This window comes from Flavobacterium melibiosi (assembly GCF_048158545.1).
In the GTDB taxonomy this organism is placed as follows: Bacteria; Bacteroidota; Bacteroidia; order Flavobacteriales; family Flavobacteriaceae; genus Flavobacterium; species Flavobacterium melibiosi.
In genome coordinates, this window is record NZ_JBLNKU010000017.1 from 86,176 (window position 1) to 111,705 (window position 25,530).

Here is a 25,530-nt window from a genome sequence, read left to right on the forward strand (position 1 = left end):
TTCGAAATTTTTTAAATATAAGGCAATACTCAAATGTGTTTAATAAATCGATTTCGTTCAAAAAACCATTAACTAAAAAAATTAAAATGAAAGTAGTATTATCAAAGGGAATGGCCATTGCATTGTTTTGCTTTGGATTAGTAACAAACCCATCTGCAGCGCAGGAAAAAAAACCGACAATTGAGCGCAAATGGTGGAAGGAAGCCGTTGTATATCAAATTTATCCAAGAAGTTTCAAAGACACTAATGGAGATGGAGTAGGAGATTTGAAAGGGATTATTCAAAAATTAGATTACATCAAAAGTTTAGGAATAGATGTGGTTTGGTTGAATCCAATTTATGGTTCGCCAAATGCGGATAACGGATACGATATTTCGGATTATCAATCTATCATGAAGGAATTTGGAACCATGGAAGATTTTGATGCATTATTGAAAGGAATGCATGAAAGAGGTTTGAAATTAGTAATGGATTTAGTTGTCAATCACAGTTCAGATGAGCATAAATGGTTTCAGGAAAGCAGAAAATCCCGAGACAATCCATACCGCGATTATTACCATTGGTGGCCAGCCGAAAAAGGAAAACCGGCTTTCCGCCCCGGTGCTTTTGAAGCAGATGGAAGCGGTTGGAGATATGACAAACAAACCGATTCTTATTATTTACATTACTTCAGCTATAAGCAACCTGATTTGAATTGGGAAAATCCAAAATTACGTCAGGAAATTTATAGTATGATGAATTGGTGGTTCCAAAAAGGGATTGATGGATTCCGTATGGACGTGATTCCATTTATCGCAAAAGACACTACTTTTCCGGTGATTACTCAAGCCGATTTAGATAAAAACTACCAAGGACGTTGGGATGTTTTTATGGCCAGCGGACCTCATTTGCACGATTATTTGAAAGAAATGAATAAAGAAGTCTTGAGTAAATATGATGTAATGGCATTAGCGGAAGGTGCCGGAATGACGCTGAAATCAGCTCACGATTTTGTGGATGCCGATAGAAAAGAACTGGATATGGGGTATCATTTTGAAGGGACCAACTTAGGATACATTCCGGGTTATTTCAAAAAAATGAATCCAAATTGGAGTTTAATTGATTTCAAAAAAATCTATTCTGACTGGGATGCTGTTTACGACCAAAAAGGATGGGGAACCATTTATTTAGGAAACCACGATCAACCTAGAATGACTTCTCGTTGGGGAAATGACGCACCAGAATTCAGAGCTGTTTCATCAAAAATGTTGACTACTTTTTTACTTTCGATGAAAGGAACGCCCTATTATTATAATGGAGATGAAATAGGAATGGTGAATGCCAAATTCAATAAAATTGAAGATTATAAAGACATTGAAACGATTGCAGAATATGAAAAAGTAAAAATTGCCGGGGGTGATTTAAAACAATTCATCGAAGATCAAAAAACTGGTGGGGCAAGAGACAACGGGAGAACTCCTTTTCAATGGGATAGTTCTAAAAATGGAGGTTTTTCAACAGCGGAACCTTGGTTAAAAGTAAATGATAATCACACGGTTTTGAACGCAGTGGCTCAAGAAAAAGACCCAAATTCAGTATTGAATTACTTTAGAAAAATGACCAAACTTCGTAAATCGAATCCCGTTTTAGTTTATGGGAAATACACTCTTTTAGACAAAGACAATCCTGATGTGTATGCTTACACCAGAGAATTAGAGGGTAAAAAAGTGTTGGTGTTATTAAATTTTTCTGCCAAAAATGCTATTGCAAATACTGGAATGAACTTAAAAAACGCAAAAGTGTTGATTAATAATTATGCAACGGTATCAAAAAAAGCAACACTAAGACCTTATGAGGCTCTAGTTTTAGAATTGAAATAAGCGATTATAATTTTTCTTATAATTTACTATATTGTCTAAGTTTTAAAAAAAGGACGATATAGTAAATTATTTTTTTAATGAAGGACTATTTTGTCTTTTTACTTTTATATGTATTAAATTATCTGCTAAATTTTGAGCAAACGCATTGGTATTAGGAAGTACTACAGCACCAAACAATATGCGCGATTTTTAAAATTATTTTCTGTTCATAGCATTAATTTTATAACAATACCTAGAATTGCTGCAACAGCAATAATGCAAGGTTCTTGAATTTTCTTAATATAAAGTAGGGCAAAAATTGTTGCAATAGCTATTAGCGTTGTTGGAATGTAGAATACTTCTAGATGCAATTACACCAACAGCACCAACTAATGAAAACAAATCTTGAAACCCCTATTTTAATAGTTTTTCACTAGAATTGGACAGTCCAACTCCTATACATCTATAGCATCATAAACAACCACTTTTTCCCATAAATGAGAACAGTTCTTTATAAAAGCCTGATGAAGTGGGTGGTCCTGGTATATTTTTTGCCCGGCCTCATCATCAAAAAACATGAGTTCTGAAACATTCCAAGAGGTGTCCACTACCTCACGCTTTTCTGTCGAAGCTAAAACGCCCACATGAATTTGGCGAATAGTTGGAATTGCCGCCAAAGTTTTCAAACCGGAAATCAATTGCTGTTTATCAGCTTCTGATTGGGGGTTCTTTAACCAAAAAAACACATGGTGCAACAAGGGTTTTTTCTTTGGACGCATTGCAAAGCCCATAATACCTGCAACTCCAAATAAAGCTGCAGAACCAATAAATCTTCTACGTATCATCAATTTATTTATTTTAATAGGTAAATATCGAAATTTAAAAAATAAAAAAAGACAAAATAACGCCTTTATTTGTTGGAACAGCTTCGCACAGAACAATTAATCCCCTAATAGAAGTTTTCTTTTAGGTATTTTTTTAAATATTTAATAAAATCTTACCTATAAAAAAAGGTTCCAAGAGACTATCTTGAAACCTTTTCGGGTGTTACTCCACTTCTTATTGTCTTATTTCATTGCAGGCATGCCTCCCTGGTTGTTTTGCTCTCCTTCTTTAAGGTCATCATTAGTAACTCCTTTCTTTTTGGCTCCAGTGAAATTCATTGAACCAAAATTATAACTGAATGTAACTCCAAAGGAACGGATTGGAAATTTAAAGGTACTGCTTTGGCTGAAGCCTTGTCCACTTGAATTCTGCTTAAATTCTAAATCTTTTTTAAATGGCGATACCATGTTAACTCCAAATGATGCTGTTTTGTTCCAAAATTGTTTTTTGACTCCAAACACCATTAAATTAAAAGCGGGACTCGTGCCTTGCAGTGTTTTCTTGGAAGAATTTTGGATTACAAAAGCTTCAGCTGAAATATCGTTTTTTAATTGAAGTGTCCCACTCACGAACGCAGAATATTGTATCGATGTGCCATTCGTGGATTGTTCCAGGTTGTATGCCCCGGTTGGATCTGGTTTGTACGTAAAGGCATTAAAGTTTCCACGTAGCGTTAAGATCTTAAATGGGTTTACGGAACCGAAGAAACTCATTCCAAAAGATTTATTGTTACCAATGTTTTGATAATTAGTGATTGTTCCTGTCTCGCCTGATAAAGGTGTTGCAATACCTTCGATCAGGTCTGATGTATATTTATAATACGCTGAAATATTCAGGCTGCGCTTTTGCGAAAATGTGGAATATCCAAATTCTACGGTTTGTGACACTTCAGGATCAAGGGTTGGATTTCCCTGCGTTTGTGCTTGAATATTTGATTTATTAATAAATGGGTTGAGGTACGTAAAGCTTGGTCTTGAAATACGTTTGCTGTATGTCAATTTTAAAGAAGATGATGCTGACAATGCTTTCTGTAATGTAAAACTTGGAATAAATGTTCCATAGTCAATTTTGAAAGGGCTTAAATCGGTTTGCAGCGCATTCGTAGGATCCCCTTTGATGGCTGTGTTTTCAAAACGCGCACCCGCCATTACAGTAAAACCTTTGGGTAAAGTGACCGTTCCTACTGTATAAAGCGACGCAACATCCTGGTCGTAATTGTATAAATTAGAACTGATAGGGTCAAAAACAAATGCATTTTGTGCATCAGGAACATAATTTTGAAAATCGCTCGAAATCTTTCTGATGATTGTTTTACCTCCGGCTTCCAGTTTAAATTTTTCAGTTACGGGCAAGGTGTAATCTAATTGAAGCGTGTATTCATCATTATTCCCGTCATTATTTGCTTTTTGATTAGTATAAAAACCAGAGTAGATATTTTGGTAATTTGTCTCAACTATATTGTGGCTCCATTGTGATGAAAAGGTAAGTTCATGTCCATCCTTTGCAAATTTATGGGCATAATTCAGGTTCCAGTCAAATCCTCCAAAAGAGTTTTTCGCGCTGCTTTGCCCCGAATAAACAGTACTGTTTGAAGGATTCATATAGTCTGTAAACTGGTTTTCATTCGTCCCGGTTCGTTCAAATCCTCCGTCATTATATCGGAAGGTGGTACTTAAACTGTTGAAAGTATTAAAATCATATCCTGCCGTTACAGAAGCTACTACGCCACTTCGTTGCACTTCATTAGTACCTTTGGTTGTTTGTAAACTGTTGGCCGTACTGTTGTTCAAAATTTGATTGGACTCGGAATCGGACTCTTGTGGCCAGCCGTTGTTGAATCCAACATTTGCCGAAAGGCTGAAACGGTTTTTATTATAATTAATATTGGCATTAAAGTTATTTTGTCTCGTGCCAATACCGCCACTTACGGAGCCACTCACTCCCGAAACACTTTTCTGTTTGGTGATAATGTTTATGATTCCGGCAGATCCTTCGGCATCGTATTTTGCAGATGGCGAAGTAACCACTTCGATATTTTTGATTTGGTCAGCCGGTATTGTTTTCAACACATCCGAAAGGTTTGCAGAAGTTGCTCCCGATGGTTTTCCGTTGATAAGCACACGCACATTTCCATCTCCACGAATGGATACGTTACCATCAATATCCACATTTACCATAGGAACTTTCTGCAATACGTCCGTGGCATTACCACCGCTTGCTGTCAAATCTTTTTCTACATTGTAAACAATTTTATCAATCTTATTCGTCACTTGTTGCGTTTTCCCGACCACTACAACTTCTTTCAATGTATTTGTTTCAGGACTTAGAATTACTTTCCCAATCTCAAGATCCAGTTTTGCATCCGTTGTAATTACGGATGTAATAGTTTTGTCATTGTAGCCAATAAATGAAATGGTAACGGTATAAGTACCCGCTTCAACTTCATCCAATTTGAAATTTCCGGTAGCATCGGTCAAAACGCCCGTCACAGGTTTAGTTGAGTTGAGTTTATAAAGGCTTACTGATGCATAATCTACGGGTGCCTTAGTTATCGAATCGATTACGGTACCAGAAATTTTTCCTTTTATACTATTCGTTCCGGTAAAAGTCTGAGATTTTACAGATAAAACAGCAAAAAGCAATACGGTTAGAAGGATAATTTTTTTCATTTTAAGATATTTTAAGTTCCAAATCCATTAGAATTATTTCAATAAATTCGTTTGGATTACGGTACAAAGCAACATCTTAACAGGAACATATGCCAACACATTCGACAGAGAGGCGGAGAACGTCGACGGAAGTTTAAGAATTCAAATTTTTTGTTTTACTGGATTTTGTTTGGAAATAATAAATAGGGTTCATTTAAGTTTAGCGTATACTATTTCGCAGCGCATTCACTTTAAAAAAATTAGTCTCTTTAAAAATCTGCGAAAATCCGCAAAATCTGCGTGAAAATATTAGCACGCAGATTTTGCGGATTTTCGCAGATTCTGAAGTGGATTATATATCCTTAATTTGCTTAAAATGACTGTTTCATAACATTTTCTGTAGAATCAAAATTTTAAGCCCAATCTTGGAAAAATTTCATAAAATTATCTTTGTATTGATCGGTGACAACAATGGTGATTTTGTCAATTTGGACGGAATTTTTTGTAGCAGATTTTATTTTATCCAATGACACAATAAAAGACCGGTGGATTCGCATAAATTTATTTGCAGGAAGCTTTTCTTCCAGTGATTTCATACTTGTCAGCGACAGCAGTGGTTTGTCTTCGCTGAGCCTGAATACTTTTACATAATCTTTCATGCTTTCTACATAAATGATATCATCGACTGCGATTCTAACCAGCTGATATTCAAATTTCAGATAAATATAAGCTACTTCAGTTTCGGGAATTGGCGGACTCAGTTTTTGTACTTCCTGTTCCGGGTTTCGGATGAGTTCGAAATAGCCCAGTGCCTTTGCAACTGATTTACTGAAATCAACAAAACTAAAAGGTTTAAGCAGGTAATCTAGCGCATCAACCTTGTAACCATCAAGCGCATACTGATCAAAAGCCGTTGTAAATATGATTCTTAAATTCCCTTTTACACGGTATTGTTCTACAATCTTTGCCAGTTCAATTCCATTTATGTCCGGCATTCGAATATCAAGAAAAATCAGATCAATATCCTGTTCATGGATTGCTTTTAATGCTTCTATGGCATTCGAAAACTGTCCCACTAATGATAAGGATGGCGTTTGTTCTATATAAGAAACTATAATCTGTAACGCCAGCGGTTCATCATCAACCGCGATACATTTTAATATCATGAGATTTGTAATTTTAAGATTACCGAGTATTCCATTTGAAGGGTGTCTTCATTAGTGACTAATTCGTATTTGCCGGGATAAATCAAATCGAGTCTTCGGCGGGTATTGATTAAACCAATTCCGTTGCTTTCTTCTTTACTTAGGGTTTGATTTTCAAATATAGAATTGCGGACCTCAATTTGTAGCAATCTTTCGGACTGCTGAATTCCGATATAAATATAGCTTGGATAAATACCGCTAATGCCATGTTTATAGGCATTTTCGATAAAAGGTAAAAATAGCATTGGCGCTACTTCAACATCTTTTACATTTGTAGGCTTTTCAAATATTACCTGTACTTTATCCGTTATTCTGAGTTCCATAAGTTTAAGATAATCTTCTACAAAACCTATTTCTTTACTAAGCGTTGTCATATTGTTTCTGGTATCATAAAGTACATAGCGCATCATGTGTGACAACGTATATATGGCTTCCCGTGCCGGTTGGTTTTCTGTACCCGCCAAAGCATAAATACTGTTCAGGATGTTGAAAAAAAAGTGAGGGTTGATTTGGGATTTCAGGAACGATAATTCCGAAGTGACTTTTTCTTTTTCAAGATTTTGTCGCACTTGGGTTTCCGCTTGCAGTTTTTTGGCAACGCTTATGACAGTGCTGGCGCCCACCATTAACAAGGTTATTATGATTTCGCTTAAATTTGAAATCAAAGCACCATGCATGTTGTCTTTTTTCGAAATTTTAAAATGCTGATTTAAAATGGCGTCAAGGTTTATGAGTGAGTTGAAAGTATCACTAATGTACAGAACCGATAGTGTGAGAATGCATATCGCAATAAAGAAAAAACCGTTCTTGCCTTGAAATAAAAGGGTAGGAATAATTATTTTATAGGTAAGATAAAACACTATAATCCATATAACATACATAAAGATTTGTTTTATCCAAAATTCTATTGGAAAGCTAATATTCATATATAGTGGCATACTTTGAACTATAAGCAGTCCAAAAAAGAGTAAAGCTTTTGAAAAAATCGAAATATCTTTAACTGAAAATGGTTTCATCATGTACAAATTAAAAATAAATATAAGGAATAAAAGATGTCCTAAAATGAAAATCTGCAGTTTCCTATAGAATGCCGACAGATAGCCCTAGTTCACCTAAGAAAACTATTTGCAGGCTTTACTATCGGACTTTAATCATTTTTAATTAAGTCAACCATTTTATAAGAAAATAAAAAAAGGGAATACTCCCAAAAAACATGGTGTATTCCCTAATCTCAATAGTTGTAAATTTAAAAACAGTGCTTCGTATAAGTTAATTATACCCGTCATTCTGAGTTAATTTAGCTTGCGTGTTGTTCTGAATTTCTTTACTAGGGACAGGATATAAATTGTTATGCAGTTGTACATTTTTACTGGAATAAGCTATTTAAAGAAGGTTTTAAGTGTTGTTATACAAGTCAAAAAGAAAGCTCTCAAGCTCGTATAATAGCGTTAAAATTAGAACAAGAATCAATCAAAATGGCTATCAGAAATAAAATGTACTCCGTTGAAAAATAGCTTTTTGTGGCAAAAAAAGATAGTTGAGAATATCACTAAAAGTGGGTATTGTATAAACAATCTAATATGAGTTTATTTACAGAGAAAACAATTTACTTTTATTATTTTTTCATTACGTTTAACTAAAACTCTTCCGATTATGAAAAATCTGTTAACTTTTTTATTATTAGCATTAGTATTGTCAAGTTGTAGTGATGAATCCTCTGAGGATTCTGGTGATTTTAAACCTGCAATTACGACTCTAAATTTAACTGCAAAAGTCCCCACTTCTTTGCAATCTAAGTCGCCAGTGACTTGGGAGCAGATTAGTACTATGGAAGCATATATGAATATGGGAGGAATGTTTATGAACCAGTCCAATACAAAAAAAACAGCTAAGTCATTAACAAGTAAGGTTTCTCTTTCAGCATCAAATTATACTTGGAGTGTTGGGGACTATGTTGTAGATTATTCTTATAAACTAGTAGGGGAGAAATATGAATATACTTATGTGATAACTTTAAAAGGGGATACTTACGCAACGATAAATGGATGGCAGAACACAAATGGTACAGCAGGTCATTGGACTTACGATATAAATTTATCAGTTGTTGGTGTACCATCCACTTCAAATTTTAATATTGACTTTGATTGGACTAAAAACAATGTAGGCAATTATAATTTTAATATGGTTTTTAATATGGGCGACTATGGCACCATGCGTTATGTGTCAAATATCAATAATGATTTGTCAGGGGATTTTAATTTTTACATTGACAATGAGCTTATTTATGGGAGCTTGTGGAATTCAAGCGGCAGCGGAAGATTTACGGATTATTTTACTGATCCGCCAACAATTACTACTTGGTAATTAAAAGAATTAAAAGAGGCTAAAGTTGTTAGCCTCTTTTTTTTGCAATTCTGTTAGGTTGGCATGAATTGTAGATCACCAAAATTGGCGAAGAACCACTTTCACTGGAATGGGGTGACCAGTTTAGACTGGAATACCCGCTGTCACATAGAATTTGCCTGTTTCTTTGGATTTGACCATTGCTGTAAACTCTTTTTAAAAAGCTTCCTCTCTAAGAAAAGAACCTATATAAATTAAAGGGACTTTAAATAATCGATACTTTTTTTCAATGCTATTTCAGGTGATTGTACCATATCTTGTTCAACGAAGAAATGCTCAACACCATTTTGCTTTGCAGCAGTAAGTATTGTAGGCAAATCTAGTACACCTTCACCAGATGAAGTCATGTATGGAAAAAGGCTAATCCATTGTGATGCATCGCCACCATCTCCTGCGAATCTTTTTGCTTCTTTCATATCTTTTATATGCACCATTTTATACCTGTCTTTGTGCTTTTTGAATAATTCAACGGGATCTGCTCCACCGGCTATTGTCCAATAAAGATCCATTTCAAAATAAACCAAGCTAGGGTCAGTTTGGTCAAAAATAATATCTAATGGCATAACGCCATTCACATTGTTTAAACCATAACCATGATTGTGATATGCAAAACGAATTCCTTCTTTCTTGGCTTCAGCACCAATAGAGTTGAATTTTTCTGCTACTCGTTTATAATCGTCCAAGGTTTTTCTTTCAGCATCCGGAATGGAAGGAAGTACCACATATTTTGCACCAATTAAATGAGCCACTTCAGCTAATGAGCCCATTTTGGTTGATAATGTGTCCAAATCGGTATGCATGGCAGGAATGCTAATGCCATTTGATTTTGCCGCTTTTAAAAATTCGGACGCAGTTTTGTTAAAGAAACCACTTCCTTTGAATCCTAGTTGGGGTGTAACAGCATTCCATGAAGCTTTTGCTTTTTCAGTACTGAATTCATAAGGTCCAAAACATTCCACTTCTTTGTATCCCATTTTAGCTAACATAGCAAAAGCACCATCAAAGTCATTCTCTAACATTTTTGGTATAGAGAATAAACCCAAGCCCACTTTATTGATTAATGGAGTTTTGGCAAACAGTTCATTTGCGTTTACTAAAGATGCTACAGAAAACAGGGCAGTGCTTTGAAGAAATTGACGTCGTTTCATAGTAAATAATTTAGGCCTCTAATTTATTCAATTATTTGGGAATAAAAATCATTTTATATAAAAGTGATGCCTTTTTTCGAAATTTTTCGAAATTAAAAAATCAGGAATCACTAATTTTTGAACATAAAAAAGCCAGACATTGCTGTCAGGCTTTTAAAGTTTCCCTTATTGACGAAAGATGCAGAACAAATCATTTCGTTTCAATAAAACTAAAGGGTTATGCTTACTGAAAATGGAAGAAACTTAGTTTTCTTTTATGAACGGAGCTATACTAGCCCAAGCGGCATTAAAATTCACAATAAAAGCAGGATGACCAGCATTAGGGATAATCGCTAACTGGTGATTGGGAATTAACAATGCGGCATTTAAAACATTTTGTACGGAGTTCCCCTCATCTCGGTCGCCTGCCATCACTAAAACCGGGCATTGGATAGAGCCTAATAATGCTGACCCTACAGTAAGTTGGTTGTAGCAATTGGAAACCTGTTTAAACACTTCTTCTAACCGATTCGGTTCTGGCATTAAAGCACGCTGTTGGGTCCAAAATTCCGCATCCAACCCCATCGCATGATTGAAGTTAAAATTAAAATCGCTTAATCCCGGATATAAAATACCCGCGCCTATGACGATCATTTTTTTTACTTTATCAGGATACATCGAGCCAAATTTATAAGCGGTAAATCCTCCATCACTAAATCCGAGAATCATTACTTTTTCTTTGGTTACTTCATTGATTACTGCCAGTACATCATTGGCTCTTTGTTCTAATGTCAAAGGTTCGACTCCGATTTCAGATTTTCCATGCCCACGTGTAGAAACAGCTATTACTTGGAAATCAACCGCTAGACTATCTATAATCCTTGCCATTTCTATCGTTGAACCAAACAACCCGCCATGCAATATTACAATGGGTTGTCCTTTACCATATACTTCATAATAAATTTTGGCATCTTTTGATTTTACATAATGCCCCGTTTGCGGATTATTTCCATAGGGAACTTTATAAATTACATTTGCAGGCTGCATAAATCCTCGGATGGGCTGTTGAGCCTGTAGCTGTATTGTAAATAAAATACATACCCAGAATAGGTTGAAAAAACGTACCATTTTTTATTAAAGTTAAAGTTTTTTTATAATTAGCGCTTTATAATTTTCAAATCCTTGAAATAACCAATCGTTGCTATATCCACCCATAAAGCGATAGTTCCTTTAGTGGTACTCCCTTTCATCTTATCAACAATGAAATTAGAATACTTTGCATCATTTACAAACAATTCTGCTCTTTGTCCTTTTACTTCGATTCTCAACGTTATCCATTCGTTAATATTAACTGGTGCTGATGTCTCGTACATCCCAGGGGAGAGTTTTCTTAATGTTTCAAACTTAAAATTTGGGTAAGCATAATATTGAACGGTATGATTTCTATAGGATTGATTGTCTGATCTTCCTACTTTTGGCCTTAAATAGATGTTCTCAAAAGCCTTATCGTTATCATTTATTCGGAAAGCAACTCCAATAAAACCTTGAGCAAATTGAAATGGTGAAGGATTCTGAATTTGGCTATACATTTTTACTTCAATCGTTCCATTTTCAAATTCTAAATCAGTAAGTTTTGCATAAGTGGGCTCATCAACAGTAGATTCCAATCTGTTCACATCAAAAGCAAGAGCATTAAGATCCCGTTCTATTTTCAACACTTTTTGACCTTGAAAACTAATAATTGACCCGGTAACATTTTTTAATTCAAATGTTTGCTTGCCCAATGTCAGTTTCTGTCCATAAGAAACTACACATAAGAGCAAAAACGGAATTGTAATTTTTAATAATTTTAGCATAATTGGTTTCTTTCAAGGAATTAATTAAAATAATCTTTCAGCCGGAGGAGTAGCGCCTACCAATCTCAAATAAACCGTTGTTTGAGCTCGATGATGGGTTTGATGTTCAAAACACTTGTTTAGCACTTGCGTTCTGCTCATTTCAAATTGTCCGAATAATTTAATAGGCTCTGAAAGTTTTGCATTGGGATATTTTTTAATGGCATTGATGGCAAAGTCATAGGCAGCCATTACTTTTCCGGTAACGCTTGCTTTGTTCTCATCACCGGTTTTTTCCAATTCCCCAAAACCGACTGGTGGTTTTTCATCCGTTGCCGAACCCACGAACCCATATATAGCATCACTTAAGTGTAAAACTTGACCTGAAAAAGAACGCATTTCTTTTGTTGGTTTGAAGGAATAGCCACTTTCAGGCATCGCATCCAAATATTCTTTAGTATACGTTTTAGCTCTTTCCCAGTCTTTAAGGATATCAGCTGTTGTTGTTTGTGCATTCAAATTTCCCATAGATAAAATGAATATCAGAAGTAATACAATTTTTTTCATGTTTCTTGTTTTTATAGTTTTTTACAAATTTACGACCATTAGTGTATATTTGTAACCAATAAATTAAATACCGGTAACCCGTAGGTTACTACAAATTGTATGAGATATATAGAAAACCCTTATGATTGTCCCGTAACAAGAGCCATGTCAATTTTTGGTGGAAAATGGAAACCTATAATATTAAATTGTATTGGTGAAAGTTCATTGCGGTTCGGGAAACTAAATCAATTAATGCCTGCTATTTCTAACAAGGTGCTCTCTAATGAATTGAAAGAATTAGAAACTTTAGGTTTAATTGAAAGAAAAGAGTTTAAAGAACGCTCCCAAAGAGTAGAATATACGTTATCCGATTCGGGGAAAAGTTTGATGCCTGTTTTACATGAAATTGCAAACTGGGGTAATTCAAACCAGGCAAAAAAGATTGTTACGGAAATGGTAAAGTAGAAAACCCCATCCATAATTGCGCTCAACAAATTCTTTAAAATTTTAATCCCTGAAAAATCAGGAATCGCTGATTTCTGTGCATAAAAAAAGCCCGACATTGTGAGATAGTTAAAAAACTTTTTTAGGTGCTGAATCAAAAGATTTTTTATAATTTGATTTCAAAAATTTCAAAAATATTTAGGAATAGAAATGCAATTAAATCCAGAATCTTCATTAGATAAAATAACTTTCAAGACACTTTAAACTTCAAGCTAATTTTATATTGAAAAACAAAATACCAAAAAAGAAATAGGTATTTTAGCAGATATTTCGCATTTGAGATTTAAAATCCTTAAGGCAGAAATTAACAAATAATAATTATTTAAAATGTCAGAAGACCAAAAGAAACAACTCGAACAACAGCTTTGGAATATTGCCAACACGTTGAGAGGAAAAATGAATGCAGATGAGTTTCGGGATTATATTTTAGGCTTTATATTCTATAAATATTTGGCTGAAAAAATGGAAATTTATGCCAATAACATTTTAAAGCAAGACAAAATACAATTTAGGGACATACAAGAAAATACCGAAGAAGGACAACAATATATCGAAGCCATTAAGGAAGCGTCTCTTGAAAAACTGGGCTATTTCTTGAAACCTTCTGAGTTATTCAGCGAAGTTGCCAAACGAGGGAATAGCGACAGTAATACATTTATTCTCGAAGATTTACAAAAAATACTGACCAATATTCAGTTGAGTACGATGGGTACACAAAGTGAAGAGGATTTTGAAGACCTTTTCTCGGATATGGATTTGAACAGTAACAATCTTGGAAGAACAGCCGAAGCAAGAAATACTATTATTGCAAAAGTATTGATGCATCTTGACCAAATTGATTTCAAGTTAGAGAATACCGAATTAGATGTATTGGGTGATGCTTACGAATATTTGATTGGACAATTTGCCAGTGGAGCAGGAAAAAAAGCGGGCGAATTTTACACGCCTCAAGAAGTGTCTAAAATATTAGCCAAAATTGTTACCACCGGAAAAAACAAACTAAAATCAGTTTATGATCCCACTTGTGGCTCGGGTTCCTTATTGCTTCGTGTAGCAAAAGAAGTAGAAGATGTAAACAACTTTTACGGGCAGGAAATGAACCGTACCACTTATAACCTTGCCCGAATGAACATGATTTTGCACGGGGTGCATTTTCTAAAATTCGACATAAAGCAAGAGGATACATTGGAGCATCCGCAACATAAAGGTTTAGAATTTGAAGCCATCGTTGCCAATCCTCCTTTTTCGGCACAATGGAGTGCCAATCCCCTATTCACATCCGACGACCGTTTTAGCCAATATGGAAGATTGGCACCAAGTAGTAAAGCCGATTTTGCTTTTGTACAACACATGATTTATCATTTGGCAGAAAATGGCATTATGGCAATTGTTTTACCACACGGCGTTTTGTTTCGTGGAGGAGCTGAATTGCATATCCGAAAATATCTGATTGAACAGAAAAATTATTTAGACGCTGTGATTGGTTTGCCAGCCAATATTTTTTACGGCACCAGTATTCCAACTTGTATTTTGGTATTCAAAAAATGCAGGGAAACTCCCGAAGATGTTTTGTTTATAGATGCCAGCAAAGGATTTGAAAAAGTGAAGACTCAAAATATGCTGCGTGATGAGCATATTGATAAAATTGTGGAAACCTATCGTGACAGAACGGTTATTGAAAAATACAGTCACAAAGCCACTTTACAAGAAATTGCCAATAACGATTATAACCTCAATATCCCTCGCTATGTGGACACGTTCGAAGAACAGGAGGAAATTGATATTCAAGCTGTAATGAGTGGAATAAAAGAATTAGAAGCCAAACGAGCCGATTTAGACATTCAAATTGAAGTGTATTTTAAAGAATTAGGATTGGTAGTTTAATTTTTTTAAAATAAATTTAAGGATAGTTTATCGTCTTCCTGACGTCAGGAAGATGATATCGAAAAGAACTACCCTAATTTAAATAAAAAGCAGATGGCAAAAGATAAAAAAGCAACTATTAACGTACAAGGAACTGAAATTGTAATTATTTCTCAAAATGAGAATGATTTTATTTCATTAACCAATATGGCGAATAAATTTGGAGGGGATGACTTGATTTATAGTTGGATGCGCAATAGAAATACGTTAGAATTTTTAGGTATTTGGGAACAACTACATAACCCTATTTTTAAAGGTGGCGAATTCGAGACCTTTAAAAAAGAAGCAGGTTTAAATTCCTTTCATTTAACACCAAAAAAATGGATAGAAGCCACCAATGCAATAGGCATTCAATCAAAAGCAGGGAGATATGGTGGTGGAACTTATGCACATAAAGATTTGGCTTTTGAGTTTGGCTCTTGGTTAAGTCCTGAATTCAAGTTGTATTTGATAAAAGAATTTCAACGATTAAAAGACGATGAAAACAGCCGATTATCATTAGAATGGAATTTAACAAGAACCCTTTCCAAAATAAACTACCGCATACACACCGATGCTATCAAAGAACACATCGTACCACAAAGTATTACAAAAGAACAAGCCAGTTTTATATATGCCAATGAAGCCGATGCATTAAACGTAGCACTATTTGGTAAAACAGCAAAGCAATGGCGTGATGAAAACCCTAAACAGGAAGGTAATATAAGAGATTATGCCTCAATCGAGCAATTGCTGGTATTAGCCAATATAGAAAGTATGAATGCTGAATTTATACGAATGGAATTGCCGCAAAACGAGCGATTAATCAAACTGAACCAAATAGCCATTACACAATTGAAATCGCTAATGGGAAACCAAAACATCAAGAAGCTAAAATAAGTAAAAACCATTTTCCTGACGTCAAGAAAATGGTGCAAAGATTTCATCAAATCCTTAATGATTACCAATTAAGAAATAGAATAGTTAATATGCAAGAAAAATATAAAAGTATGAGCAATGTTCCAAATTTGAGATTTCCTGAATTTAAGGGAGAGTGGGAAGTGAAGAAATTGGGGGAGGTTGCAGAAATAAATCCTTCTAATAAATCCTTACCCATAAAATTTATTTACATTGATTTAGAAAGTGTTGTAAATGGAGAACTTATAAAAGAGAATGAAATATTACAATCAGAAGCCCCTAGTAGGGCTCAAAGAATTTTAAAAGAAGATGATGTTTTATTTCAGATGGTAAGACCATATCAAATGAATAATCTTTTTTTTAATAAAAATGGAAATTATGTTGCTTCAACAGGATATGCCCAAATTAGGACAATGCAAAACTCGATATTTGTTTTTCAATATTTACACTATCAAAAATTTGTAGATAAAGTTATTGAAAGGTGTACAGGGACAAGTTATCCAGCAATTAACTCAACTGACTTATCAAATATTCGAATATCTTTTCCGACGCTTCCTGAACAACAAAAAATCGCAAATTTTCTATCACTAATTGATGAACAAATTCAAACCCAAAACAAAATAATTGAGAATCTGAAAACCTTAATTAAGGGAACAAGCGAAAAGCTATTTACGCAAAAATTAAGGTTTAAAGATGATAATGGGAGTGATTTTCTGGATTGGGAAGTGAAGAAGTTGGGAGAGATAGCTAATAGAATAACAAATAAGAACAAAGAAAACAATCTAAATGTCTTAACAATATCTGCTCAATTTGGGTTAATAAGCCAATTAGAGTTTTTTAATAAATCCGTTTCAGCAAAGGATGTTACAGGTTATTATCTTCTAAATAAAAATGACTTTGCCTATAATAAAAGTTATTCTAATGGTTATCCTATGGGAGCAATAAAGCGACTTTCAAGATATAAGAAAGGGGTAGTTTCTACATTGTACATTTGCTTTCGTTTTAATGATTCTATAAACTTTAAATTTATGGCGCACTATTTTGAAACAGGATTTCAAAATAGCGAAATAGAAAAAGTAGCGCAGGAAGGCGCAAGGAATCATGGACTTTTAAATATTGGTGTTTCTGACTTCTTTAATATCAATTTAAATTTACCTTCATTGCCTGAACAAAATCAAATTGCCAATTTTCTATCTCAAATAGATGAAAAAATCGAGACTGAAAAGAAACTATTAGTGCAATATGAAGATCAAAAAAAGTACTTCTTACAGAATCTTTTTATATAAATAGATTTGATAGTAAATATTTTTTCTGACTTTCTAATTGTTTCAATATCCTTCTTTCTATTTCAGTTTTTTTAGCAATAGAAGAAAGAGAATTGGCAATTTGATTTTGTTCTTCGAGGCAGGGAATTAAAATTGAATAACTTATTATTTGAGGAATAGTCAATTGTGGAACTCCTGTACTTTCAATCGCAAAATTCATATTATTGATAGCTTCTTCTAAAAATTTAGGATTAATGTCGTTATTGGGATTGACTACAATTAATCTAACGATTGCATTAAAATTACTCTTTCTTGTTTTTGCATAACCCAAATTTCCACGACCACTGACTGTCACACAATTTGGTGGAAATTGAAATGAATTTGCATATCCAAACAAACCCTCACCTGCTCCATTAGCATAAATAGGATATTGATAACCGGTTTTTTTTTCTTTTTTATAATCTAATTTTCCTAAATCACCGCCTGCATAGAATTTTCCAATCTCTCCTAATTTCATTATCTTCCAATCAGGAAAATGACTTCCATCATCATCTTTAAACCTTAATTGTAGAGAAAATATCTTTTTACTAATTGCATTCTTTAATAACTTCAACTCTCCAATTATTTTGTTTTGGGATAAAATTTTTTCTTCTAGCAAAGAAAGAAGAGCAGTTATTTTTTGTTGCTCCAGAAACGTAGGAAAAGAAAGCTCTACATTAGAAATTCTCCCTACATTAATACTTAATACTTTTGATCCTTGTGCTTCTTTTTGTATTTGTAACCTAACACTATCTGACTTAAATAAATATCCTTTGAATCCTTTTTGAAAATAATTTGCCTTTGGTCTTGCCAAAAGTGTATGCAATCCTGAAAGTAATTTTTCATTATTTAAATTTAGAATTTCAATACTTTTTCCAACATCATTCAAATCTTCTGAAGCATCTGCAAAAATAATATCTCCTTCTTTACAATAAAAATCTTCTGAAATTCTATTTATTGAAATTCCCTCATTAATATATGGTACTATTTCCTTTGTGATATCAAATAAGGTTTGAAACTTGGTATGAATATCTCCATAATGGATATTTTTTACAGTTCCATTTTCATAATTTAAATTATCTCTCGAAAAAGAATTCGTTACTTTAAACTCTGCAACCTCCCACAACTTCTTCACTTCCCACTCTCCCTTAAATTCAGGAAATCTCAAATTTGGAACATAAAGCACTTAGAGATTTCAAATCCTATATTTCTTTCCTTTGAGAGTATTATAAATTTTAAAATTAAATTATGAACGAACAAAAGAAAATTTCAGCAGTCATTACCCTATGGAAAACAGACAAAAAGCAGTATGTGAAAAAATCAAGTTTTTCGGCTTATGTGCTTTTAATTGAAAATCATTTATTGCCTATGTTTGGAGACAAGCACACTATTGAAGAAGCCGAAGTTCAGGCATTTGTGTTTCAAAAAATAGAACAGGGATTGAGTCATAAAACCATCAAAGATATTTTGATTGTACTGAAAATGGTACTCAAATTCGGAGCTAAAAACAAATGGCTCGAATACCAAGCTTTCGATATACAATTCCCAACAGAACGAGAGAAACACGATATAGAAGTCTTGAGTAGAACCAATCAAAAAAAGGTAATGAACTACATCCAAGAGCATTTTACCTTCCGGAATTTAGGGATTTTCATTTGCTTGAGTGCTGGAATACGAATTGGGGAAGTTTGTGCCCTGACTTGGGAAAACATAGATACCGACAGAGGAATTATCAGCGTAAAAAGAACCATACAACGAATTTATGTTATTGAAGAGAACATTCGCAAGACCGAAGTTATTTTGGACACGCCCAAAACCAAGAATTCCATTCGAGACATTCCGATGAGCAGGGATTTATTGAGAATGCTGAAACCCATCAAGAAAATTGTAAATAATTCTTTTTTTGTATTGACCAATGACGAAAAACCAACGGAACCAAGAACCTACAGAAGCTATTATAAAAACTTAATGCGGGAATTGAATATGCCTGAACTCAAGTTTCACGGTCTTCGCCACAGTTTTGCCACAAGATGTATTGAAAGTAAATGTGATTATAAAACCGTCAGCGTTTTACTGGGACATTCTAATATCAGTACGACTTTAAACCTGTATGTGCATCCTAATTTAGAACAAAAGAAAAAGGCAATTGACCAAATGTTTAGAGCGTTGCGGTAATTGTTTTATGGTAAATTAACTAATCTAATCTGCGTAAATCTGCCAAATCTGCGTGAAAATTGCACGCAGATTTGGCAGATTTACGCAGATTTTTTAAAAATTCACTAAGAAATGCAACTTGTCGTGCACCCAGTTGTGAGTTAGGAGCAATATGTTAGTTTCATTTTTTGTAAGTTTGTAAGAACTATAGTATTCAAACTACTATTGACATAACTTATAATTCACAGCTATTTTGTCCAAACAATCCGAACAAGTTTTAGAAGAGCAACTCATTGAACAATTACAAAAATTAGGGTATCAATATAAGGCTATAGCCGATGAAAAATCGTTGTTAGCCAACCTGAAAACGCAATTGGAAAAACACAACCGCATTCAATTCAGCGATTCCGAATTTGAAAAAGTGCTCAATATCCTCAACAAAGGTTCGGTGTTTGAAAAAGCCAAAATCTTGCGTCAGAAACAGCATATTGTAAGAGATAATGGCGACAATCTTTATTTTGAGTTTATCCAAAGTGAGCATTGGTGTCAAAATCAATTTCAGGTTACCCAACAAGTAACAATGAAAGGTGCTTACGAAAATCGTTATGATGTTACCTTGCTCATCAATGGTTTGCCATTGGTACAAATAGAACTCAAACGCCGAGGTCTGGAGATGAAGGAAGCTTTTAACCAAATCAATCGCTATCAAAAACATAGTTTTGGTGCCGGACAAGGTTTGTTCCATTTTATACAACTATTTATTATCAGCAACGGTGTGAATACGAAATATTTTAGCAATTTTGGTTCATCTGAACAACAATATTTACAAACATTTCATTGGACAGATGAAAACAATAAACCACTCAATAATATTTTAACCGAATTTGCCGATACATTTTTAGAACCTTGCCACATAAGCAAAATGATCTGTAAGTATATAGTATTGAACGAAACCGAAAAGAAATTAATGGTATTGCGTCCGTACCAATATTTTGCAGTAGAAAACATCATCAAAAAGGTAACAGAAAACACCATTTTGAATGGCTATGATATCGAGAAAAACGGCTATATCTGGCACACAACTGGTTCTGGAAAAACATTAACCAGTTTTAAAGCCAGTCAGATTTTATCCACTATTCCAGCGATTCAAAAAGTAGTTTTTGTCGTTGACAGAAAAGATTTGGATTATCAAACCAATCAGGAATACGATAAATTCAGCAAAGGTTGTGTTAGTTCTGCGGAAAATACTGATGACCTTATTCGTAAATTCAATGACCCGAATGTAAAAATTATTGTAACCACCATTCAAAAACTGAACAATGCCATTTCAGGTAAAAATCTTTCCAAAATGAAAAACATTCAGCACCAACGAATGGTTTTTATTTTTGATGAATGCCACCGTTCGCAGTTTGGAGATACACATAAAAACATAGTGAGCTATTTTACCAAAATTCAACTTTTTGGATTTACAGGTACACCAATTTTAGCAGAAAATGCCAATGGCGAGAAAACAACCACAAGTTTGTTTGGCAAATGTTTGCACAAATACGTAATTACCGATGCCATTCGGGATGAAAATGTACTGCGTTTTTCGGTAGAATATATCAAAACCTTTAAGCAGAAAGAACATATTGTAGATTTAAAAATAGAACAAATCAACGAAGCTGAAGTATTTGAAGCACCCGAACGCAAAAATTCAATTGTTGATTATATCTTGCAGCATCATAATCAAAAGACACAAAACAAAAACTTTTGTGCAATGATGTGTGTGCAAGACATTGATGCTGTAATTCAATATTACGAAATTTTTAAAGCCAAAAAACAGCGAGGCGAACACGATTTAAAAATAATTACCATTTTTAGTTTTGCGCAAAACGAAGAGGAGATGGAGTTCAATATAGAAGATTCGCAATTGGATATCGCTGCCGAACCCCAAACTCAATATGGAGACAAGCCCAAGCCGCATCGCCGTGAAATATTAGACAATTATATAGTCGATTTTAACACTACATTCGGTACAGCCCATAGCACTAAAGACAGCCAGAGTTTTTATAATTATTACAATGATGTAGCCAAAAAGGCAAAACAAAAAGAAGCCGATATATTATTAGTTGCCAATATGTTTTTGACTGGTTTTGACAGCAAATTTGTAAATACTTTGTATGTCGATAAAAACCTGCAATACCACGGTTTGATTCAAGCATTCAGTCGTACCAATCGTACTTACGACAAAAACAAAACACAAGGAAACATTGTATGTTTTCGCAATTTAAAGGATAAAACCGATGAAGCGATAACACTCTTCAGTAACAAAGAAGCCATCGATGAAATTATTGTAGAGCCTTATGAGCAATATGTGGCGAAATTCAATGCGGCTACACAAAAAATGCTGGAATTAGCACCTCAAGTACGTGCTGTAGATGATTTATATACCGAGGAAGACAAAATGCAGTTTATTGTAGCCTTTAGAAATATGATGCGATTGTATAAAAAAATGGGACATTACACTGAATTCACTTGGGATGATTTGGATATTGACGAACAACTTTTTGCCGATTATAGTGGTAAATATCAAGATTTAAAACAGCAAATATCCATTCAAACCGATAAGGAAAAAACATCCATCCTAAACGATATCGATTTTGAATTGGAATTGATACAAAGAGACACGATCAATGTAACTTACATCATTCAATTATTGATAAAATTAAAGTCTAGAAACAATGCGGCAGACAAGGAAAATATTGAAAAAGAAGTCTCTAATTTATTAAACAGCCAAGTTACATTAAGAAGCAAGCGTGACTTGATAGAGAAATTCATTCAGGAAAATTTACATATAATTGACGATACAGATACCATTCCAGATGAGTTTGAAAAATTTTGGAACGAAGAACAAATAAAAGCATTCAAAGCCTTGGTCAACGAAGAAAACCTTTCGGAAGCAAAAACAGAAAAGCTATTGGAGAATTACCTTTTTGCCGAGAGAGAACCATTGCGAGATGAAATCCTAGAATTGATAGAAGGCGAGAAACCATCTGTTTTACATCGCAAAAAAACTGGAGACCGGATTTTGAGTAAGATTATAAGCTTTGTGGATACTTTTGTTAATGGAGTAACAGGAAATTAAAATCATAGAATATAAAAGTTCCTTTTACAAAGAAATCGTAAATACTTGGCGTTAAAATCAAGGCTTAATTGATTTCCAAAATATTAAAAGGGTAAATCTTCATTTTTAATTTCAATTGCTTTATTTTTAGATATTGCATTATTTATTATATCTAAAATCTCATTTGAAAGGTCTAAAATGTTAGATTCAATTTCAGCTTTTAATTTAACTTCTTTAGGATTTCCAGAGCTAGTCACAGCAGAAATTTCTGTATATCCCCTTAATTCGAATCGTCTAATTGCTGCGCTGTAATTTCTAGAAAGAGTGTTGTTTAATTCATTAATTTCCTCCCATTCTTTGATAATACGAAGTTCACCTTCTTCTTGCCAGCCAGTCATTAATTTGATTTTACTAGTTTCTAGGATGTAATTCAATAATATTAATTCATCATCTTTTAGTTTGCCAGCAACAATTTCATTCACAAATTTTGAATAAATCCCATTTTCTGCTATAAATGTTTTTTTAACTAAAACGGGATTTGTAATAGCTACATCATTTTTAACTTCAATTATTTCGAATATTTCTTCTTTCGGTTTAGTTTCAAAAATTATTTCTTCAATATTAGTTTTTATGTTTTGATTCTCTAATTTTTTTTCACTTACAAATGAATCTATTTCCTTCAAATATTTTTTTAATTTTTGATTGATAATAACTGATTTTTTAGAAATATTGAAATGTTTTCCTAATTGTTCGATGAATGATAATAATCTTTCTTCATCATTAATATGGAAGCCAATTTCTCGGGGATCTAACGCCCCGTTTTGAAATTCTTTACTTCTAATATCAAAATTTGGTGTAAAAATGACTGCATGCTCATTTTCAATTATCCAAGCAGCTCCCATCTCATTTAAGCAAGCAATACTTGAATAATATTCTTTTGAGAGTAAATATATAACAAATGGTTTTTCGCTTATTTGAGATTTTAACCAATTAAAGATATTTTGACCTATTGGAATTCCGTATGCTACATTACTTGTAAATATAATTTCATCTTCATCTATACCTATTCCTCTAAATAATTCAACCAATGAATTGCCATATTCTTTGTTTGCAGAAGCGTGAGATATAAATATTTTCATTATTTTATTTTATTAAGTTCTGTTTTATAAAATAGCCACTAACTTTTTATATTTATGTAATTTTATTAAACAAAGCCATCTGTATTCTGCCAGATTGGTTTAATAAGCTATCATTTTGATTCAAACAAATATAGGTAAAAATTGTAGAGGAGAAAGTTGAGGTATTTAGTAAAAACAAAAAAGACCTTACATTGCTGGAAAGTTTTTTTAAAACATTAGTTCTATCAGTTTTCTTTGTTATAGAAATCTATGAAATACATTTTACTTTGTATTAAGAACAAAAATCAATAGGATTAAACAAGTTATTACCTAGACCAAAAGGGATTAATTTAAAATATTGTAATCTTCCTATAATAATTGCAGGATGCGTTTTGAATTTTTTAGCATATTCAACAACATCATTTTCTGTTAAAATAGGGTTATTGGTTATTTCATTTTCTTGTTCTTTATTTAATAGCAAATCTGCCGAAAAGGTATCAGCTTCATTTTCATAAATTTGGTTTTCTCCATCATATTCAATATTTTCAATTGAAATATATTTTTTACCGTGGAGCAAAATATGCCCAATTTCGTGAAAAAAGGTAAACCAAAAGATATCATTTCTTCTGTAACGACCACTTAATTGTACTAAAGGAACATCATTTAACCATCTTGTAGAACCATGAATTGGTGCTTTTGGTAAACAAGGTGTGTGAACCACTTTTACTCCTGCACAATTGCATAACTCTTGTATCTGACTAAAAAAATCAGTTGGTTGCGATGCCATAATTGCTTTTAATTTTGGCAAATTTTCAGTTAATTTCTTTTTGTCAAATTCTGGAATAGTAAAAGCATCCGCTTGAATTTCTCCTTGTCTTAACCAAGCTGCAATAGCTCCAGCGTTTTCATTTTCTTTTAATGAAATTCTAAAATTGACTAATAATTTTTGATTATGATAAAAATCGTAATACCCTTTAGTATTAGAAACTTCAAAATATTCAAATAAATTAATAACCTTTTCTTCTTTTTTTGTGGTTGGTTCAACCCAACCCAATGAAGCCATTTTAGCATAAGGAAAAGTTTTTGACCATTCTATACCTTCTTCTATTGTTTTTTGATATTCAATTCGTGCTAAATATTCATCATAAGTTCTTTGTCTGTTAATCCAAAAATGAGAAGGAATTTTTAATACTTGTTCAAATAAAATTCCCATTTCAGGCGTAATGCTACTTTTTCCATTCAAAACATCTGAAATTGTTTTTTCAGGTTTTCCAGTTCTCACTGCAAATTCTTTTGCTCCCATTTCTTTTTCAGTTAGAATTTCTGATAAAGTTGTTCCGGGATGTGAAACTGTTTGAGGATAATATTGGGTAATTGTTGCCATTTGTTTTTTTGTTAGTGATAATCTTCAATTTCAATTATTTCAACTCCTTTTATCTCTATCCAGAGATATTGACCGTCCTCATTGGTAGGGATTGGGTCTTCGTGAGGCTCAAAAATTAATCTATAAGGATGGACTAAATTACAAGCCCATTGTCCTTTTCTGTTCCCAACTAATTCATGGTAATTGCCAGGTAAATTTCTAACATCTTCTAAAGTTTGTGCTGCTGTTAAATCATCAAGTCGCTGTTTGAAGAGTCCAGCTTCTCGTTTTCCAAGTTTATTTTCTGCTAATCGGTCGTCATTAGCAAACTTTCTTAATTTGTTATCATCAAACGTAATTTTCATGCAAATATATATTTTTTTGTTAACAGAAAGTGTTAATAAAAATTATTTTTTTGTTAATGCTTATTTTGTAAATACTTTTAAAAGTAAATTACAAATCTCTTTTATAGGATTAATCTTAAAACAAATATATGTAAAAATTGTAGAGGAGAAAGTTGAGGTATTTAGTAAAAACAAAAAAGACCTTACATCACTGGAGGCCACTGAAAAAGTCTTTTTTGAGAATTAATTTTTAATAAAAAGGGGCAGAAATCTTTGATTTCTGCTCCTTTTTTCTTATTTTTAACTGTAATTATATGGCTTTTTAGATGT

20 protein-coding genes are annotated in these 25,530 nt (G+C 33.4%); 8 read left to right on the forward strand and 12 right to left on the reverse strand.

Going from position 1 to position 25,530, the window contains the following annotated elements; all coding sequences use genetic code 11:
• The first annotated feature begins 86 nt into the window (after positions 1–86).
• On the forward strand, positions 87–1,859 hold the full coding sequence (locus ACM55F_RS17365; RefSeq protein WP_416855084.1) for a glycoside hydrolase family 13 protein: 1,773 nt from the start codon (positions 87–89) through the stop codon (positions 1,857–1,859).
• 434 nt (positions 1,860–2,293) lie between these two features.
• On the opposite strand, the gene ACM55F_RS17370 is transcribed toward ACM55F_RS17365, so the two are convergent.
• From ACM55F_RS17370 to ACM55F_RS17385, 4 genes are all read right to left on the reverse strand, one after another.
• Entirely contained in the window at positions 2,294–2,683 is a 390-nt protein-coding gene (locus ACM55F_RS17370; protein ID WP_314895871.1) for a Dabb family protein, read from the reverse strand.
• A gap of 222 nt (positions 2,684–2,905) precedes the next feature.
• The gene (locus ACM55F_RS17375) at positions 2,906–5,392 is read right to left on the reverse strand and encodes a TonB-dependent receptor (protein WP_416855085.1); all 2,487 of its coding nucleotides are present in this window, start codon (positions 5,390–5,392) and stop codon (positions 2,906–2,908) included.
• Positions 5,393–5,784: 392 nt separating this feature from the next.
• Complete coding sequence (locus tag ACM55F_RS17380) at positions 5,785–6,537, reverse strand: LytR/AlgR family response regulator transcription factor (RefSeq protein WP_416855086.1); 753 nt, start codon at positions 6,535–6,537, stop codon at positions 5,785–5,787.
• On the reverse strand, positions 6,534–7,457 hold the full coding sequence (locus ACM55F_RS17385; RefSeq protein WP_416855087.1) for a sensor histidine kinase: 924 nt from the start codon (positions 7,455–7,457) through the stop codon (positions 6,534–6,536). The genes ACM55F_RS17380 and ACM55F_RS17385 overlap by 4 nt, the downstream gene beginning before the upstream one ends.
• 772 nt (positions 7,458–8,229) lie before the next feature.
• On the opposite strand from ACM55F_RS17385, the gene ACM55F_RS17390 reads away from it, so the two are divergent.
• The gene (locus ACM55F_RS17390) at positions 8,230–8,940 is read left to right on the forward strand and encodes a hypothetical protein (protein ID WP_416855088.1); all 711 of its coding nucleotides are present in this window, start codon (positions 8,230–8,232) and stop codon (positions 8,938–8,940) included.
• A gap of 233 nt (positions 8,941–9,173) precedes the next feature.
• Here the strand turns inward: ACM55F_RS17390 and ACM55F_RS17395 are convergent, their stop codons facing one another.
• The 4 genes from ACM55F_RS17395 to ACM55F_RS17410 all read right to left on the reverse strand — a co-directional run bounded on the left by ACM55F_RS17395 (position 9,174) and on the right by ACM55F_RS17410 (position 12,508).
• A complete protein-coding gene (locus ACM55F_RS17395; RefSeq protein ID WP_416855089.1) occupies positions 9,174–10,127 on the reverse strand; it encodes a sugar phosphate isomerase/epimerase family protein in 954 nt (317 codons plus the stop codon).
• Positions 10,128–10,370: 243 nt separating this feature from the next.
• Positions 10,371–11,234, reverse strand: coding sequence for an alpha/beta fold hydrolase (locus ACM55F_RS17400; RefSeq protein WP_416855090.1), 864 nt, complete (start codon positions 11,232–11,234; stop codon positions 10,371–10,373).
• A gap of 29 nt (positions 11,235–11,263) precedes the next feature.
• On the reverse strand, positions 11,264–11,962 hold the full coding sequence (locus ACM55F_RS17405; RefSeq protein ID WP_416855091.1) for a 3-keto-alpha-glucoside-1,2-lyase-like domain-containing protein: 699 nt from the start codon (positions 11,960–11,962) through the stop codon (positions 11,264–11,266).
• A gap of 24 nt (positions 11,963–11,986) precedes the next feature.
• The gene (locus ACM55F_RS17410; protein ID WP_416855092.1) at positions 11,987–12,508 is read right to left on the reverse strand and encodes a DinB family protein; all 522 of its coding nucleotides are present in this window, start codon (positions 12,506–12,508) and stop codon (positions 11,987–11,989) included.
• A gap of 99 nt (positions 12,509–12,607) precedes the next feature.
• On the opposite strand from ACM55F_RS17410, the gene ACM55F_RS17415 reads away from it, so the two are divergent.
• The 4 genes from ACM55F_RS17415 to ACM55F_RS17430 all read left to right on the forward strand — a co-directional run bounded on the left by ACM55F_RS17415 (position 12,608) and on the right by ACM55F_RS17430 (position 17,097).
• Positions 12,608–12,952 (forward strand): winged helix-turn-helix transcriptional regulator, encoded by a 345-nt coding sequence (locus ACM55F_RS17415; protein WP_416855093.1) that lies wholly within the window; start codon positions 12,608–12,610, stop codon positions 12,950–12,952.
• A gap of 366 nt (positions 12,953–13,318) precedes the next feature.
• A complete protein-coding gene (locus ACM55F_RS17420; RefSeq protein WP_416855094.1) occupies positions 13,319–14,875 on the forward strand; it encodes a type I restriction-modification system subunit M in 1,557 nt (518 codons plus the stop codon).
• Between the two features lie 93 nt (positions 14,876–14,968).
• On the forward strand, positions 14,969–15,793 hold the full coding sequence (locus ACM55F_RS17425; protein WP_416855095.1) for a KilA-N domain-containing protein: 825 nt from the start codon (positions 14,969–14,971) through the stop codon (positions 15,791–15,793).
• 89 nt (positions 15,794–15,882) lie between these two features.
• Positions 15,883–17,097, forward strand: coding sequence for a restriction endonuclease subunit S (locus ACM55F_RS17430; RefSeq protein WP_416855096.1), 1,215 nt, complete (start codon positions 15,883–15,885; stop codon positions 17,095–17,097).
• Here the strand turns inward: ACM55F_RS17430 and ACM55F_RS17435 are convergent.
• On the reverse strand, positions 17,090–18,283 hold the full coding sequence (locus tag ACM55F_RS17435) for a restriction endonuclease subunit S (protein WP_416855097.1): 1,194 nt from the start codon (positions 18,281–18,283) through the stop codon (positions 17,090–17,092). The genes ACM55F_RS17430 and ACM55F_RS17435 overlap by 8 nt on opposite strands.
• 80 nt (positions 18,284–18,363) lie before the next feature.
• Here ACM55F_RS17435 and ACM55F_RS17440 point away from each other — a divergent pair, with 80 nt between their 5' ends.
• Both ACM55F_RS17440 and ACM55F_RS17445 read left to right on the forward strand, forming a co-directional pair.
• Complete coding sequence (locus tag ACM55F_RS17440; RefSeq protein ID WP_416855098.1) at positions 18,364–19,290, forward strand: tyrosine-type recombinase/integrase; 927 nt, start codon at positions 18,364–18,366, stop codon at positions 19,288–19,290.
• 232 nt (positions 19,291–19,522) lie between these two features.
• A complete protein-coding gene (locus tag ACM55F_RS17445) occupies positions 19,523–22,396 on the forward strand; it encodes a type I restriction endonuclease subunit R (RefSeq protein ID WP_416855099.1) in 2,874 nt (957 codons plus the stop codon).
• 83 nt (positions 22,397–22,479) lie between these two features.
• Here ACM55F_RS17445 and ACM55F_RS17450 read toward each other — a convergent pair whose 3' ends face one another.
• The 3 genes from ACM55F_RS17450 to ACM55F_RS17460 form a co-directional block, all read right to left on the reverse strand.
• On the reverse strand, positions 22,480–23,514 hold the full coding sequence (locus tag ACM55F_RS17450; protein WP_416855100.1) for a toll/interleukin-1 receptor domain-containing protein: 1,035 nt from the start codon (positions 23,512–23,514) through the stop codon (positions 22,480–22,482).
• A 271-nt stretch (positions 23,515–23,785) separates the two neighbouring features.
• Complete coding sequence (locus ACM55F_RS17455) at positions 23,786–24,877, reverse strand: ImmA/IrrE family metallo-endopeptidase (protein ID WP_416855101.1); 1,092 nt, start codon at positions 24,875–24,877, stop codon at positions 23,786–23,788.
• 11 nt (positions 24,878–24,888) lie between these two features.
• Entirely contained in the window at positions 24,889–25,221 is a 333-nt protein-coding gene (locus tag ACM55F_RS17460) for a type II toxin-antitoxin system RelE/ParE family toxin (RefSeq protein WP_416855102.1), read from the reverse strand.
• Between the last annotated feature and the right edge of the window lie 309 nt (positions 25,222–25,530).

Bases quoted from the DNA above. Each gene is read 5' to 3' on its own strand.
- ACM55F_RS17410 (WP_416855092.1), bottom strand. From the start codon at position 12,508: ATGAAAAAAATTGTATTACTTCTGATATTCATTTTATCTATGGGAAAT.
- ACM55F_RS17425 (WP_416855095.1), top strand. From the start codon at position 14,969: ATGGCAAAAGATAAAAAAGCAACTATTAACGTACAAGGAACTGAAATT.
- ACM55F_RS17385 (WP_416855087.1), bottom strand. From the start codon at position 7,457: ATGTATGTTATATGGATTATAGTGTTTTATCTTACCTATAAAATAATT.
- ACM55F_RS17405 (WP_416855091.1), bottom strand. From the start codon at position 11,962: ATGCTAAAATTATTAAAAATTACAATTCCGTTTTTGCTCTTATGTGTA.
- ACM55F_RS17450 (WP_416855100.1), bottom strand. From the start codon at position 23,514: ATGAAAATATTTATATCTCACGCTTCTGCAAACAAAGAATATGGCAAT.
- ACM55F_RS17390 (WP_416855088.1), top strand. From the start codon at position 8,230: ATGAAAAATCTGTTAACTTTTTTATTATTAGCATTAGTATTGTCAAGT.
- ACM55F_RS17395 (WP_416855089.1), bottom strand. From the start codon at position 10,127: ATGAAACGACGTCAATTTCTTCAAAGCACTGCCCTGTTTTCTGTAGCA.
- ACM55F_RS17430 (WP_416855096.1), top strand. From the start codon at position 15,883: ATGCAAGAAAAATATAAAAGTATGAGCAATGTTCCAAATTTGAGATTT.
- ACM55F_RS17380 (WP_416855086.1), bottom strand. From the start codon at position 6,537: ATGATATTAAAATGTATCGCGGTTGATGATGAACCGCTGGCGTTACAG.
- ACM55F_RS17440 (WP_416855098.1), top strand. From the start codon at position 18,364: ATGAACGAACAAAAGAAAATTTCAGCAGTCATTACCCTATGGAAAACA.
- ACM55F_RS17370 (WP_314895871.1), bottom strand. From the start codon at position 2,683: ATGATACGTAGAAGATTTATTGGTTCTGCAGCTTTATTTGGAGTTGCA.
- ACM55F_RS17400 (WP_416855090.1), bottom strand. From the start codon at position 11,234: ATGGTACGTTTTTTCAACCTATTCTGGGTATGTATTTTATTTACAATA.
- ACM55F_RS17415 (WP_416855093.1), top strand. From the start codon at position 12,608: ATGAGATATATAGAAAACCCTTATGATTGTCCCGTAACAAGAGCCATG.
- ACM55F_RS17460 (WP_416855102.1), bottom strand. From the start codon at position 25,221: ATGAAAATTACGTTTGATGATAACAAATTAAGAAAGTTTGCTAATGAC.
- ACM55F_RS17375 (WP_416855085.1), bottom strand. From the start codon at position 5,392: ATGAAAAAAATTATCCTTCTAACCGTATTGCTTTTTGCTGTTTTATCT.
- ACM55F_RS17365 (WP_416855084.1), top strand. From the start codon at position 87: ATGAAAGTAGTATTATCAAAGGGAATGGCCATTGCATTGTTTTGCTTT.
- ACM55F_RS17420 (WP_416855094.1), top strand. From the start codon at position 13,319: ATGTCAGAAGACCAAAAGAAACAACTCGAACAACAGCTTTGGAATATT.
- ACM55F_RS17455 (WP_416855101.1), bottom strand. From the start codon at position 24,877: ATGGCAACAATTACCCAATATTATCCTCAAACAGTTTCACATCCCGGA.